The sequence below is a fragment of the Luteibacter yeojuensis genome (genome assembly GCF_000964085.1).
Taxonomy (GTDB): Bacteria; Pseudomonadota; Gammaproteobacteria; order Xanthomonadales; family Rhodanobacteraceae; genus Luteibacter; species Luteibacter yeojuensis_A.
In genome coordinates, this window is sequence record NZ_JZRB01000050.1 from 20,096 (window position 1) to 34,820 (window position 14,725).

Genomic DNA, 14,725 nt, shown 5'->3' on the forward strand with positions numbered 1-14,725 from the left:
GATTGGCGCGCCTTCTTCGTTCGCTCAGCATGTTCCTCGCCGCCGCGCTGCTTGCCGCATGCGGTGGCACGCCCGCGCCCCTCACGCACGAGGCCTACATCTGGCAACGCCAGTGGACGCCTGCGTTGCGTGGTTCGGTGGCGGCCTCGCGCGATTTCGTCGCCGCATGGCGCGTCCTTGCCGCGCAGGCGTCGCGCGATGGGCGCGTCCAGGTGTTCACCGCCGATAACGGCGCCCTGGCCGCCGCGGGGCGGCCAGTCATCCCCGTGGTGCGCATCGACGGGCGGCTCGCCCGGTTCGATGCCACCGCGTTGCGCGCGCAGGTGGTCGGCGTGCTCACGCGCTGGCCCGGTGCCGCGGCCATCGAGATCGACTACGACTGCCCCACCGCGCGGCTGCCTGCGTATGCGGCCTTCCTGCGCGAGCTGAAGCCGGCGTTGGGCGGCACGCGGCTTTCCATCACGGCGTTGCCCACGTGGGCCGGCTCGGCCGATCTCGATGCGCTGCTGGCCATCGCCGATGAATCGGTGCTGCAGGTGCATGCCGTGCAGGCGCCGCAGGCGGGTTTGTTCGATCCGGCCATCGCGGCCTCGTGGGTAAGCGCATATGCGACACACACGCACCGGCCGTTCCGCATCGCGCTGCCCACCTATGGCTCGCGTGTGAGCTGGAACGACGACGGCACGCTGCTGGCGGTGGAAAGCGAAACCGCCGCGCTCGCGGCCGGCGCAAGCGCTTCGGAGCTCTACGCGTCGCCCGACGCCGTCATGGCCTTCGTGCAAGGTCTTGAAGCGCACCGGCCGGAAGGGCTCGCCGGTATTGTCTGGTTCCGCCTGCCCACCCCCGACGATACCCGCGCCTGGAGCCTTGCCACGTGGCGGGGCGTGGTCACCGGCCACCTCGACCGGGCGCCGCTGCGCACGCGCCTGCGCGATGCGGGGCAGGGCGCCAGCGATGTGCTTGTCGAGAACCCCGCGGCCACCGACGCCGCGGCGCCCAGCCGCGTGGCGTTGCCACCCGGCTGCATGCTGGCGGATGGCATCGATGGCTACCGCCTCGCCCCGGGCACCCAGCCACTCACGCTTGTCGCGGGCCAGGCCCGCCCGCTTGCCGCGCATGCCACGCGCGCGGTCGGCTGGGCACGTTGCCCGCCGGGCACGCCCACCACGCTCACCCTGCAGGGAACCCCCGTTTCATGACGAAGCACAACGCGCTCGCCGCCGGCCTTGCCCTTGCCGCCATCGCCGCGGTGGCCTGGGCCTGCGGCCCGGATTTCCCCACGCAGTTGCTGGACGACCGCGCCGCCACCCTCAAGGCGGTGCCGCAGAACACGTTCACGTGGGAAGCGCAGCACCTCTTGCCGGCGGCCGATGCCATGCAGGCCGTGGAGGCCTCGCGCTGGGCGGAGCCGCAGGCGCCCGCCGCCGACCTCCCCGCGGAGCAGGCGGCGAAGGTGAAAGCGCTGATGGGTTCGGCGGATGGCGCGGCGGCCTATGCGGCGGGCGATGGCCTGCCCGACGACGTACGCCGTTACGTCGCGGGTGCCGTGGACTACCTGCGCGCCACCGCCGCTTGCCCGCCTGCCGCGCAGGACGAGTCTGGCAACGCGACGGAACGCCCGCCATGCACGACGTTCGACACCGCCGCGCTCGACGCCGCGCAGGCCAGCTTCGGGCAGGTGCTGGCGCTGCCGCCCGAGCAGGCGAAGGCCCGCGGTGCCTGGGCCGCGTACATGCTCGGCGAGGTGCACGCCCTGCGCGCGATGAAGGCCGCCGGCACGCCCGCGTTCGGCGCCGCCCGCGATGCCGCGGCCAAGGCCTTCCAGCTGGTGCGGGCGCGCGTGCTGGCGGGTGCGTCCGATGCCCAGGGCCTGGGCGTGGCCAGTTTTGGCGAAGAAGCCAGGCTCAGCCTGTTCGCGGGGAAGGTGCCGTGCCCATGGGCCGCGTTCGCCCGCAATGACGATTGCGTCGCCGCCCTCTCGCCGGCCGACCTGAAGCATGCGATCGCGCTCTACGCGGCGCAGGCGGGCCATGGCTCGGGGCAGGGCGTGGATTCGCTCGCCGCCATCGCCTCCGCGGTGCTGGCCAACGAGGGCCAGGCCGCCACGCTCATCGACGGCCCGGTGTCGCAGCGCCTGCTCGTGGCCTACGCGCTCGCCCGCGTGGCGCCGCAGACCAGCGATGGCAAGCCGGCCGAGGCGCTGGCGAACCTTGTCGACGCCATCGTCGGCAGTGGCGTCGACAAGGTGGCCGCGGCAGATCGCCTCGCATCGCTGGCCTACGAGACGGGCCGCTACGACGATGCCGGGAAGCTCCTGGCCAGGGCCGATGGCCCGCTCGCGAGCTGGGTGCGCGCCAAGCTGGCCCTGCGCAAGGGCGACATGAACGCCGCCACCGCCGCGTACGCCGAGGCGGCGAAGGCGTTCCCGGCGGCCGACGATCCCAAGGCCCCGCTCGAGCAGGGCAGCGTGCACCTGCTGATGGGCGAGCGCGGCGTGCTTGCGCTGTCGCGCGGCGACTACGTCGAAGCGCTGACCCACCTGCATGACGCGGCAAGGGCCGTCGGTGGCGATGGCAACACGTACGAGGAGCTCAGCAGCTCGGGCATCGGCTACGGCAACGATGCCGCGTACATCGCCGAGCGCGTGCTCACCGTCGATGACCTCAAGGCGTTCGTCGACGCCCACGCGCCGGCCTATTCCACGGCGCCGAAGGCGGACAAGGAGCAGGCCGCCTATGGCTCCGTCACCATCGACGACCACCTCCGCCACCTGCTGGCGCGCCGCCTCATGCGCGTGGGCCGCTTCGACGAGGCCTACCCCTACTTCCCGCCCGCTGGCGACAAGCGGTTCGGTGATGTCGACCTGGTGGCGACGGCCAAGGCCTATGCAAGCGCCGTGCACGAGGGCGACAGCGCATGGACCGACATCGGCAAGGCCGAGGCGCGCTATCGCGCCGCCGTCATTGAACGCGAGCATGGCATGGAGCTGCTGGGCGCCGAGCAGGGCCCGGATTACTTCGACAACGGCGGGATGTTCCAGGGCGGCAGTGGCCAGGGGCCCGACTCGCTGAAGGGCGAGTACGTCACCGAGGGCGAACGCCAGCGTTACCGCGACAGCGCCGTGCTGCCCGACCGTCGCCTGCACTACCGCTACGCCGCCGCCGACCGGGCCGTGGCGGCCGCCGACCTGCTCCCGCCCCGCTCGCAGGCGTTCGCCGCTACGTTGTGCCAGGCCACCCACTGGATGCTCGAAGGCCCGCCCGACTACAACGAAGCCGGCGACGGCGAGGAGGACAAGCCGGTGAACGAGCGCCAGCGCCGCGCCAGCGAGTACTACGCCCGCTACGTGAAGCAGGGTGCCTACGTGGCATGGGCGGGTGATTTTGGCTGGAGCTGCGAGGAGCCGGACTTCGCAAAAGCGCGCGAACTCAAGCGCGCCCAGCAGGTACGTGCCGTGAAACGCTTCGTCCGCCACTGGCTGCCGGCGGAGATCGGCGTGGCCGTGGTGGTGCTGGCCGGCCTGGCCTGGGGGGTGGTCCGCCGCCGTCGCCGCCAGATTGCGCCATAATCCCAGGTCCCCACGCCCCATCGGCCCCTCGTACGTGAAGAAATCCGATTTCGACTTCGACCTGCCGCCCGACCTGATCGCCCAGGCGCCGCTCGAGCGCCGCTCGGGCAGCCGCCTCCTGGTCGTGGACGTGGGCGCGCGTTCCAAGGCGAACCGGAAATTCTACGAACTGCCCGATCTCATCAACCCGGGCGATTTGCTGGTGTTCAACGACACCCGCGTGCTGCCGGCCCGCCTTTACGGCCGCAAGGATTCCGGCGGTGCCGTCGAAATCCTGATCGAGCGGGTCACCGGCGCCCGCGAGGCCCGGGCCCAGCTGGGCGTGAGCAAGAAGCCGAAGGAGGGCGGCATCATCGAGCTGGCCGACGGTACCCGCATCACGGTGCTGGGCCGCGACGGCGAGTTCTTCAACCTGCGCTTCGAGATCGACGAACCGCTGGAGCGCCTGCTGGGCCGCCTGGGCGAGATGCCCTTGCCGCCATACATCGAGCGCTCGGCCGATGACACGGACATGGAGCGCTACCAGACCGTGTTCGCCCGCGAGCCGGGCGCCGTCGCCGCGCCCACGGCCGGCCTGCACTTCGACGAGGCCCTGCTCGAGAAGCTGCGCGCCCGGGGCGTCGATTTCGGCTACGTCACGCTGCACGTGGGTGCGGGTACGTTCCAGCCCATGCGCGCCGAGAACGTGCACGACCACGTCATGCACCGCGAGTGGCTGAACGTGGGCGCCGAACTGGTGGAGAAGATCCGCGCCACCCGCGCCGCCGGTGGCCGCGTCATCGCCGTGGGCACCACCGTGGTGCGCGCGCTGGAAAGCGCCACGGTCGAGGGCGTGCTGCGCCCGTTCGCCGGCGAAACCCAGATCTTCATCTTCCCCGGCTACAAGATCACCAGCATCGACGCGCTGGTCACCAACTTCCACCTGCCGCAGTCCACGCTGCTCATGCTGGTCTCGGCCCTGGCGGGCAAGGAAGCCATCCTCGACGCCTACCGTTACGCCGTGCTGCAGCGCTACCGTTTCTTCAGCTATGGCGACGCCATGCTGATCATCCCGCCGCGCTAACTGCCTTTTCCTCCTACATGGGTGGGGCTAAAGCTTTACCCTGCGGGGCCGATAAGCCATCCGAACGACCCCCCGGGCAGTGAAGACGATGGCGAAAAAATCCCCCCAAGACGCAATCGCGGCGCCCCTGGCGCTGGAAGCGGACCTGCGTATCGGCGCGGCGCCCGCCTTGCGCGATACCCTGCTTGCGGCGCTCAACGCCGGCGCGGCCGTGCAGCTCGACGGCAACGCGGTGGCCCAGGTCGATACGGCGGCCCTGCAGGTGCTCGCGGCGTTCTCGCGCGATGCCCGCGCGGCCAGCGTGCCGGTGGCCTGGCTGGGTGCCAGCGATACCCTTCGCCGTGGTGTCACGGTGCTCGGGCTTGATGCATTGATTGAACTGCCGGCCCCGGCCGGCGTGAACTGAAGGTAGGACGATGGCAAACATTCTCGCGGTAGACGATTCGGCCTCCATGCGCAGCATGGTGGCTTTCACCCTGCGTGGCGCGGGCCACGACGTGGACGAGGCCGATAACGGCCGCAACGCGCTCGACCAGGCCGGTGGCAAGAAGTACGACCTGGTGCTGGCCGACGTGAACATGCCGGTGATGGACGGCATCTCGATGGTGCGCGAGATGCGCACCATGGCCGGCTACAGCGGCGTGCCCATCCTCATGCTCACCACCGAGTCGGACGTGAACAAGAAGATGGAAGGCAAGGCCGCCGGCGCCACGGGCTGGCTGGTCAAGCCGTTCGATCCCGACCAGCTGCTGGCCACCGTCGCCCGCGTGCTCGGCTAATCAATCCAGGGTTTTCCCATGTCCAAAGTCGATCTGGCCCAATTCCACAAGGCGTTCCACGAAGAGAGCCTCGATGGTCTCGACGCCATGGAGCAGGCCCTCCTCGCGCTGGACGAAGGCGCGGAAGACCCTGAACTGATCAACGTCGTGTTCCGTGCCGCCCATTCGATCAAGGGCGGCGCGGCCACGTTCGGTTTTGCCGACGTCGCGGCGTTCACCCACGTGGCCGAAAACCTGATGGACGAGGTCCGCAGCGGCCGCCGCCCGATGGAAAAGGCCGTGGTGGAACTGCTGCTGCGCTCGGGCGACATCATCCGCGACATGCTCTCGTTGCAGATGGCCGGCCAGCCCGGCGCCAGCGCCGAGAGCCAGGCCCTGCTGGCCGAGCTTTCCGCCATGGTCGCGGGCGGCTCCGCCGTGCCCGCCGCGGCCGCGAAGGCCGCCGCGCCCGCCGAAGCCATCGAGGGCTGGGATATCGCGTTCCGCCCCTTCGATTACCTGCTGAAGACCGGCAACGACCCGGCCCGCATGTTCCGCGAACTGCAGGGCATGGGCCCGCTCAGCGTCAGCACCGATGCCTCGGCGCTGCCGCCGCTGGCCAGCATGGACCCGACGGCCTCGTACCTCGCCTACACCCTCGGCCTGGCCGCCGGCGCGAAGCGCGCCGCCGTGGAAGGCGTGTTCGACTGGGTGGACGGCGACTGCGACCTGACGATCACCCCGCGTGTCGCGGCGCCGGCCCCCGCGCCGGCCGCGGCCGCCCCGGCGGCACCGGCCGCGCCCCGCGCCGTGCGCGAGGTGGCCACCAACAGCGAGGCCAGCTCCGTCCGCGTGGGCATCGAGAAGATCGATACCCTCATCAACCTGGTGGGTGAGCTGGTCATCACCCAGTCCATGCTCAGCCAGTTCCACGATGGCGTGCAGGATGCACAGCTGGAAATGCTGCGCCAGGGCCTGGCCCAGCTGGCCCGCCACACGCGCGAGCTGCAGGAAAGCGTCATGAGCATCCGCATGCTGCCCATCAGCACGGTGTTCAACCGCTTCCCGCGCCTTGTCCGCGACCTGGCCCAGAAGCTCGACAAGAAGGTGGTGCTCGACCTCCGCGGCGAGACCACCGAACTGGACAAGACCGTGCTCGAGAAGATCGGCGACCCGCTGGTCCACCTCGTGCGCAACGCCATCGACCATGGCCTGGAAGTGCCGGCGAAGCGCCAGGCCGCGGGCAAGGGCGATACCGGCACCCTGCGCATGGAGGCCTTCCACCGTGGCGGCTCCATCGTGGTGGAAGTGGCCGACGACGGCGCGGGCCTGAACCGCGACGCCATCGTGGCCAAGGCCATCCAGCGCGGCATCATCGCCTCGGGCGATGGCATGACCGACGACCAGGTGGCCGAACTCATCTTCGAGGCCGGCTTCTCCACCGCCGCCGCCACCACCGATCTCTCGGGTCGTGGCGTGGGCATGGACGTGGTCCGTCGCAACGTCATGGATCTCGGCGGCACCGTCGGCATCACCAGCAAGTACGGCCAGGGCACCACGTTCACCATCACCCTGCCGCTCACGCTGGCCATCATCGACGGCCTCACGGCCGCGGTGGGTGAGGAAACCTACATCGTGCCGCTGGTTTCCATCGTGGAATCGGTGCAGGTGAAGGCGGAGAACGTCCGCAGCGTGGTGGGCGGCGGCGAGCTGTTCCGCTTCCGCGACGAATGGCTGCCCATCGTCCGCCTGTTCGATGTGTTCGGCTGCAGCGGCCCGCGCCGCGCCGTCGACGAAGGCATCGTCATCGTGGTGGAAGGCGAGGGCACCCGCATCGGCCTGTTCGTCGACGAACTGATCGGCCAGCAGCAGGCGGTGGTGAAGTCGCTCGAAGCCAACTACCGCCGCGTCACGGGTATTTCCGGCGCCACCATCCTGGCCGACGGCTCCGTCGCGCTCATTACCGATATCGCGGGCCTTGTGCGCCTGCAGGGTCGCCGCAAGGCCGCCTGATGTAGGAGCGCACCCTGTGCGCGACGCCTTTCGCGGCGGCGCCACAGGGCCTGTTGCGTTTGGCGAAGAGCTGTCGCCCACGGGGTGGGCTCCTACACAAGATTCCGCTCAAGCTCCTGCTGCACCGGCCGATACCCCCTTGAGGGGTCCCGAACCGCCGACCGATCCGCAGTGGGAACACAATGAACCAGACCGCCAGCTCCGCCGCCGTGGCCGAAGAAGCCGCGCAGTACCTCACCGTCAACCTCGGTAGCGAGGAATACGGCGTCGATATCCTCGCCGTCCGCGAAATCCGCGGCTGGACCCCGGTCACCCGCATCCCGCAGGCCCCGTCGTATGTGCTCGGCGTGCTGAACCTGCGTGGCGCCATCGTTCCCGTGCTCGACCTGCGGCTGCGCTTCGGCCTCACCCGCGAGGAATACACGGCCACCACCGTCTGCGTCATCGTCATGGTCGCGGGCCGCCAGTTCGGCGTGGTGGTCGATGCCGTCTCCGATGTCGTCGAGGTTGCCCCCTCGGGCATCCGCCCGGTGCCGGACATGGGCACCACCGTCGATACCGAATACCTGAAGGGCCTGACCTCGGTGGGCGAGCGCATGGTGCTGCTCCTCGATGTCGACCGCCTGCTGCAGCCGCAGGATGCGCAGATGCTCGACGCCGCGCTGGCCGCCACCGACACCAAGGCCGTTGCCTGAGCCACCAGGCAAGCGTTCCTTCGCAACTTATCGAACTGGAATCGTGATGAAGAAGTTGAAGCTGAAGATCCCCGCCCTGACCGTCCGCGGCCGCCTCTACGGCGTGCTCGGCCTGCTCACCGCCATGTTGCTCGGTGGTGCGGCGGTGGGCCTCGGTGCCATGTATTTCCAGAACGAAGGCATGCGCCAGATCTACGAAGAGGAGCTTGCGCCCTCCGAGATGCTGAGCCGCGTCAACACCAATTCGCTCATGTCGTTCATCGTGCTGGGCGAAGCCGCGACCAAGGTGAAGGAAGCCGACCAGGTCAAGCAGAAGATCGCCGAGTTCGAGAAGTACCAGGCGGAGATGAACAAGCTGAAGGCCGACTTCGCCAAGCTGCCCATGTCGCCGGACATCAAGAAGCTCTACGACAAGTGGCAGGCTACGAACGAGGACTATGCCCAGGCCAAGGCCGACATGGTCGACGCGCTGAACCAGCACGACGAAGGCGCCACCGACGTGCTCGAGCTGCAGGTACGCCCGCTGCTCATGGATCGCCAGACCCAGCTCGGCAAGCTGATCGAAGCCAAGCGCGACGAAGCCGCCGCCATCTACGCGAAGCAGGCCGCGCAGTACAAGACGATCCGCGCGCTGTCCATCGGCTCGCTGGCCATCGGCCTGGTGTTCTGCCTCATCATCGCCGCCCTGGTCGTCCGCGGCATCATCGGCACGCTGGCGAAGACCGTGGCCGTGGCCCACGAAATCGCCGAAGGCAAGCTGGGCCACGATATCCAGGTGACCCGCAGCGACGAACTGGGCCAGCTGCAGGCCGCTTTCAAGGCCATGGACGAGCGCCTCGCCGCCATTGTCACCGAAGTGCGCCACGGTTCCGGTTCGGTCAGCACGGCCGCGCAGCAGATCTCGCGCGGTAACGACGACCTGTCGCAGCGCACGCAGGAGCAGGCGTCGAGCCTGGAAGAAACCGCCTCGTCGATGGAGGAGATGACCTCCACCGTCAAGCAGAACGCCGAGAACGCCAGCCACGCCAACCAGCTCGCCCGCGGTGCCCGCGAGCAGGCCGAGAAGGGTGGCGAGGTGGTCGCGCAGACCGTCGTCGCGATGCGCGAGATCAACAGCTCGTCGAAGAAGATTTCCGACATCGTCAGCCTCATCGACGAGATCGCGTTCCAGACCAACCTGCTGGCGCTCAACGCCGCGGTGGAAGCGGCGCGTGCCGGCGAGCAGGGCCGCGGCTTCGCCGTGGTGGCCACCGAGGTGCGCAACCTGGCCCAGCGTTCGGCTGGCGCCGCGAAGGAGATCAAGGGCCTCATCAACGACAGCGCGAACAAGGTCAAGGCCGGTTCCGAGCTGGTCGACCAGTCGGGCAAGGCCCTGGCCGAGATCGTCGATAGCGTGAAGAAGGTGACCGATATCGTCGCCGAGATCGCCGCCGCCAGCTCCGAGCAGTCGGCCGGCATCGACCAGGTGAACCACGCCGTGCTGCAGATGGACGAGATGACCCAGCAGAACGCCGCGCTGGTGGAAGAATCCGCCGCCGCCGCCCGCGCCATGCACGAGCAGGCCAGCGAGCTGAGCCGCCAGGTGGCGTTCTTCAAGGTGGGTGGCGCCGCCGCCGCGGCCGTCGCGGCGAGCCGCAAGGACCCGACCCAGCAGGAAATGGAAACCGTGTTCGCCGCGGTGCGCAGCCAGCCGGCTGCGCGCACGCAGCGCCCGGCCGAGCCGGCCGGCGACGCTGGCGTGTGGAAGGAGTTCTGATCGATGAACGCGCTCGTCAACAACGGCGATGGCGTCGTGGCGGGCGCGAATGGGCCGAGCCTCGGCGAGGCCGAGTTCGCCTTCCTGCGTGAGTTCGTGTTGCAGCACTGCGGCATCTCGCTGGGCGACCACAAGCGCCAGCTCGTGCAGGGGCGCTTGCTGCGCCGCCTGCGCGCGCTGAACCTCAGCGGGTTCGCGGCGTATTGCGAGCTGCTGCGCCGCGACCCCGAGGCCGAGCTGGGTGAACTCGCCAGCTGCATCAGCACCAACGTCACCTCGTTCTTCCGCGAGATGCACCACTACGACATGCTCGTTGAGGAACTGCTGCCGCGCTGGCTGGACGAGAAGAAAAAGAACGGCGGGCGCCTGCGCATCTGGTCGGCCGGCTGCTCCACGGGCGAGGAACCCTACGCGCTGGCGATGGTGCTGGCCGAGGCGCTCGAGCGCACCGGTGCCACCCTCGATGCGAAGATCCTGGCCACCGACCTCTCGCCGCAGGCCCTCGAAGCCGCGCGCAAGGGCGTCTACCCGGTGGACCGGCTTGGCGGCGTGGACGACACGCGCCGCCGCCGCTGGTTCCTGCGTGGCGAAGGCGCGTACGACGGCTATGCCTGCGTGCACCCGCGCCTGCGCGAGCTGGTGACGATCCAGCCGCTCAACCTGCTCCACGACTGGCCCATGCAGGGCAAGTTCGATGCCATCTTCTGCCGCAACGTCGTCATCTATTTCGACAAGCCGACGAAGCAGCGCCTGTTCGCTAGATACGCCGGCATGCTGGAAAGCCGGGGTTACCTGTTCCTCGGCCATTCGGAATCCATGTATGGGCTTTCCGATGACTTCGACCTGATTGGCCGCACGGTCTACCGGAAACGTACATGAGCGACACGTTCGTCGCGCAGCCGCGCACGTTCGCTGGCTTCGACCCAAAGCGCGTGCTGCCGGGGTTCGAGCACCTGCGCCGGTTCTGGGATCCTGCCCAGGAAGTGGTGACGGTGAAGATCCTGCCGGGCGAGTTCTACGTCAGCACGCAGGAAGAGATGATCTCCACCGTGCTGGGCTCGTGCGTCTCGGCGTGCGTGCGCGACACCCGCCGCCGCATCGGTGGCATGAACCATTTCATGCTGCCCGAGCCCGCCAGCACCGAGCGCGATAGCTGGGGCTCCACCGTGGGCCGTGCGGCCCGCTACGGCAACGACGCCATGGAGCAGCTGATCAACAGCATCCTCAAGGCCGGTGGCCGCCGCGACGACCTCGAAGTGAAGATCTTCGGTGGTGGGCGCGTGCTGCAGACCATGACCGATATCGGCCAGCGCAACATCGCCTTCGTGCAGCGCTACATCGCCACCGAGAACCTGAAGCTGTGCGCCGCCGACGTGGGCGACATCTACCCGCGCCACGTGCACTTCTTCCCGGTGAGCGGCAAGGTGCGTGTCCGGCAGCTGCGCGCCACCCACGATACCCAGCTGGCCGATCGCGAGAAGCGGTACCTCAAGCGATTGGAAAACGATCCGATAAAGGGAGAGGTGGAACTGTTCTGACGCCCCGCGTCGAACCGCCCCGCCTTGTCCAGCGCGCCCGCGTCCCAGCCACCCGAGTTTGCAAGTATCCATGCAGAAAGTACGCGTCCTCATCGTCGACGACTCGGCCCTGGTCCGTAAGGTGCTGGCCGCCATGCTCGAGTCCGATCCGGGCATCGAGGTGGTGGGCACGGCCCCGGACCCGCTGATCGCGCGCGAGAAAATCAAGGCGCTGAACCCCGACGTGCTCACGCTCGACGTCGAGATGCCGCGCATGGACGGCCTCACGTTCCTCGAGAACCTGATGCGCCTGCGCCCGATGCCGGTGGTCATGGTTTCGACGCTGACCGAGAAGGGCGCCGACGTCACCCTGCGCGCGCTCGAGCTGGGCGCGGTGGATTTCTTCACCAAGCCGGCCGCCGACCTCGCCAACACCTTCATGGACCACGCGCCGGAGATCTGCGCGAAGGTCCGCACCGCCGCCGGCGCCAGGCCGCGCGAGCGCACCACCGTCACGAAGGTCGAAAAGCCCGACCTCTCGCTGTCGAAGCTCGACGTCACGCCGCGGCTCTCCGCCGATGCCGTGCTGCCACGCGCGCAGACCCCGGGCAGCCGTGGTGGCCAGCGCATCATCTGCATCGGCGCGTCCACCGGTGGCACCGAAGCCATCCGCGTGGTGCTCGAGGGCATGCCGCCCACGGCGCCCCCCATTGTCATCACCCAGCACATCCCTGCCGCCTTCAGCGGCCCGTTCGCGGCGCGCATGGATACCTGCTCGGCCATGAAGGTGTGCGAGGCCCGCGACGGCCAGCCCATCCAGGCGGGCCATGTCTACATCGCCCCCGGTAACCAGCACCTGCTGGTGATGTGGGACGGCGCGCGCCACGTGTGCCGCCTGCACGATGGCCCGCCGGTGAACCGCCACAAGCCGGCGGTGGATGTGCTGTTCCGTTCCATGGCCGCCAGCGTCGGCGCCGCCACCGTGGGCTGCCTGCTCACCGGCATGGGCGACGACGGTGCGCGCGGCCTTGGCGAGCTGAAAGAAATCGGCGCCCATACCCTCGTGCAGGACGAGGCCAGCTCGGTGGTGTGGGGCATGCCGGGCGCCGCCTGGAAGGCCGGCGCCGCCGCCGAGATGCTGCCCCTCGACCAGATCGCCGCGCGCCTGCTCGCGCTCGCCCATACCCCCATTCCCACCGTCGCGGCACGCGTCGGTACCTGAAGGACGAAGAGAAGTCGCCATGGTTATCCCGAAGAACGAACGCGTCGCCGGCTTCGCCACCAGCGCCCTTGCGCTGGTCGCCGTGCTGGTGTTCCACGCCGCCTGGGTCGCGCCGCTGGTGGTCGCGCTGCTCACCGCCACCTGGATCGCGATCGCGCTGCGCCCGCGTTTCGAGGAGCCGATGGTCGAGCTGGTCGTCACCAACAGCGCCGCCGCCGACGAGCAGTCGGTGCGCGAAGCGATGGAAGATGTCCGCAGCGCCATCGTCGATGAGCTGGGCCACGCCAGCCGCGAGCTGCACCAGGCGCTCGACCTGGTGCGCGATGCCGTCGCCGAGCTGGGCGGCGGCTTCAATGGCCTGTCGCAGAAGACCGGCAAGCAGCAGAAGCTGCTGGGCGAGATCATCGAAAGCGGCGGCAAGGGCATCTCGGTGCAGGACTTCGCCGACCGCACCGCCGGCCTGCTCGAGCACTTCGTGGGCCTCATCGTGCAGCTCTCGCGCGATAGCCTGCGCATCGTCTACCGCATCGACGGCATGGCGAAGGAAATGGATGCCGTGTTCGCGCTGCTGAAGAACGTGAACACCATCGCCGAGGAAACCAACCTGCTGGCGCTGAACGCCGCGATCGAAGCGGCCCGCGCGGGCGAATCCGGCCGCGGCTTCGCGGTGGTGGCCGGCGAGATCCGCAACCTGGCCCAGCACAGCAACCAGTTCAACGAGAAGATCGGCACGCACGTGGAGCGTTCGCGCACCGCGATGGAACAGCTGCGCGAGCTCGTGGGCCGCATGGCGTCGCAGGACATGAACGTGGCCCTGCAGGCCAAGGGCGATATCGACACCATGATGTCGACCATCACCGAGAGCAACGCCCGCACCAGCGCCGCCGCGGACGAAGCCGCCACCATCAACCGTGGTCTCGGCAACGACGTCTCGACCACCATCCGCTCGCTGCAGTTCGAGGACATCCTGAGCCAGCTGCTGCACCAGACGCGCTCGCGCCTGGTCGAGCTGCAGGAGATCACCGCCGACTGCACCCGTGATATCGAGGAGCTGGCCTGCGTGCCGTCCGAGGCCGCCGAGCTCAGCGCCCGCGCCCAGCGCGTGCGCACCCGCCTCGCCGAGCAGCGCGAGCGCGCCCGCCTGCGTGCCCGTGGCCCGGCCCTGCAGCAGTCCATGGCCGCCGGCGACATCGACCTGTTCTAAGGGGAAGCAGCATGTCCATCACCATCCACAACGACACCGAGCACGGTTGCCTCACCCTCCAGATGGGCGAGCGCTTCGATTTCTCGATCCACCGTGCCTTCCATGACGCCTGCCTGGGCGACGTGGCGCAGGCCCGCAGCTACGTGCTCGACCTCGAGCAGGTCACCGGCATGGACAGCTCCGCGCTCGGCATGCTCATGCTGCTGCGCGAGCACGCCGGCGGCGACCGCGCGGAGATCCGCATCGTCAATGCCAGCGCCGACCTTCGTAATACCCTGCGTATCGCGGGCTTCGACAAGCTGTTCACCGTGCACTGAATCGCTCGTGTAGGAGCGCGCTCGCGCGCGACGCCTTTCGCGAGAGAGCCACAGGGCCTGTTACGTCCCGCGAAACGATGTCGCGCGCAAGCGCGCTCCTACATGGGTAACGAAAAAACCGGATTCACCAAATTACGCCTCCCGTCGTGGAGGCGTTTTTTTTATCCCTTCGCATGCCGATAACAGCTAGCCAAATTTGCACTACGTAAGTCTACGTAGCGGCCGAATTGGCGTAATCGCCGAAATGCGACCGCCGTCTCATGGTGCTGCGCCCTCGTCCGGCAGGGGGGCCACACCACGAACGAGGAGACGGCAATGAACGAGCAATCGATCGGCAAGGTTCTCACACGCACCCTACTGGCCAGCGCGATCTTCGCCGCGGCGGTGGGCATCACCGGCTGCAGCGGCCACGGTTCAACGCACTCGGGCGGCGGCTCGGGCGGCGTGGTCAATCCGGGCGGCGCGGGCGGTGGCAGCGATGCGGGCGGCGGGAGTTCCGGCGGCACCGGTGGCGGCGACGGGTCGGGCGGCAGCTCTGGCGGCGGCAGTGGCTCGGGCGGCGGCACCGGCAGCGGCGGAGGCACGGGCGGCGGTACCGGGGGTGGCACTGGC

14 protein-coding genes are annotated in these 14,725 nt (G+C 69.0%); all 14 read left to right on the forward strand.

What is annotated here, in order from left to right; translation table 11 throughout:
- Positions 1–2 precede the first annotated feature (2 nt).
- Entirely contained in the window at positions 3–1,199 is a 1,197-nt protein-coding gene (locus VI08_RS18070) for a DUF3142 domain-containing protein (RefSeq protein WP_198148999.1), read from the forward strand.
- Complete coding sequence (locus tag VI08_RS18075) at positions 1,196–3,568, forward strand: hypothetical protein (protein WP_045831029.1); 2,373 nt, start codon at positions 1,196–1,198, stop codon at positions 3,566–3,568. Before VI08_RS18070 ends, VI08_RS18075 begins: the two co-directional genes overlap by 4 nt.
- A gap of 34 nt (positions 3,569–3,602) precedes the next feature.
- Positions 3,603–4,631, forward strand: coding sequence for a tRNA preQ1(34) S-adenosylmethionine ribosyltransferase-isomerase QueA (gene queA, locus VI08_RS18080; protein ID WP_045831030.1), 1,029 nt, complete (start codon positions 3,603–3,605; stop codon positions 4,629–4,631).
- Positions 4,632–4,719: 88 nt separating this feature from the next.
- Complete coding sequence (locus VI08_RS18085; protein WP_045831031.1) at positions 4,720–5,037, forward strand: STAS domain-containing protein; 318 nt, start codon at positions 4,720–4,722, stop codon at positions 5,035–5,037.
- Positions 5,038–5,047: 10 nt separating this feature from the next.
- Positions 5,048–5,410: a response regulator gene (locus tag VI08_RS18090; RefSeq protein ID WP_045831032.1), complete on the forward strand. Its 363-nt coding sequence runs from the start codon at positions 5,048–5,050 to the stop codon at positions 5,408–5,410.
- An 18-nt stretch (positions 5,411–5,428) separates the two neighbouring features.
- A complete protein-coding gene (locus tag VI08_RS18095; protein ID WP_045831033.1) occupies positions 5,429–7,402 on the forward strand; it encodes a chemotaxis protein CheA in 1,974 nt (657 codons plus the stop codon).
- 182 nt (positions 7,403–7,584) lie between these two features.
- Positions 7,585–8,097: a chemotaxis protein CheW gene (locus VI08_RS18100; protein ID WP_045831034.1), complete on the forward strand. Its 513-nt coding sequence runs from the start codon at positions 7,585–7,587 to the stop codon at positions 8,095–8,097.
- A 46-nt stretch (positions 8,098–8,143) separates the two neighbouring features.
- Positions 8,144–9,853: a methyl-accepting chemotaxis protein gene (locus VI08_RS18105; RefSeq protein WP_045831035.1), complete on the forward strand. Its 1,710-nt coding sequence runs from the start codon at positions 8,144–8,146 to the stop codon at positions 9,851–9,853.
- Positions 9,854–9,856: 3 nt separating this feature from the next.
- Entirely contained in the window at positions 9,857–10,732 is an 876-nt protein-coding gene (locus tag VI08_RS18110) for a CheR family methyltransferase (protein WP_045831036.1), read from the forward strand.
- The gene (gene cheD / locus VI08_RS18115; RefSeq protein WP_045831037.1) at positions 10,729–11,391 is read left to right on the forward strand and encodes a chemoreceptor glutamine deamidase CheD; all 663 of its coding nucleotides are present in this window, start codon (positions 10,729–10,731) and stop codon (positions 11,389–11,391) included. Before VI08_RS18110 ends, cheD begins: the two co-directional genes overlap by 4 nt.
- Positions 11,392–11,461: 70 nt before the next feature.
- On the forward strand, positions 11,462–12,592 hold the full coding sequence (locus VI08_RS18120; RefSeq protein ID WP_045831038.1) for a protein-glutamate methylesterase/protein-glutamine glutaminase: 1,131 nt from the start codon (positions 11,462–11,464) through the stop codon (positions 12,590–12,592).
- A gap of 19 nt (positions 12,593–12,611) precedes the next feature.
- Entirely contained in the window at positions 12,612–13,796 is a 1,185-nt protein-coding gene (locus VI08_RS18125) for a methyl-accepting chemotaxis protein (protein ID WP_045831039.1), read from the forward strand.
- Positions 13,797–13,807: 11 nt separating this feature from the next.
- The gene (locus VI08_RS18130; protein ID WP_045831040.1) at positions 13,808–14,113 is read left to right on the forward strand and encodes an STAS domain-containing protein; all 306 of its coding nucleotides are present in this window, start codon (positions 13,808–13,810) and stop codon (positions 14,111–14,113) included.
- Between the two features lie 315 nt (positions 14,114–14,428).
- Positions 14,429–14,725, forward strand: a 297-nt coding sequence (locus tag VI08_RS18135) for a hypothetical protein (protein ID WP_045831041.1), incomplete at its 3' end; no start/stop codon positions are given.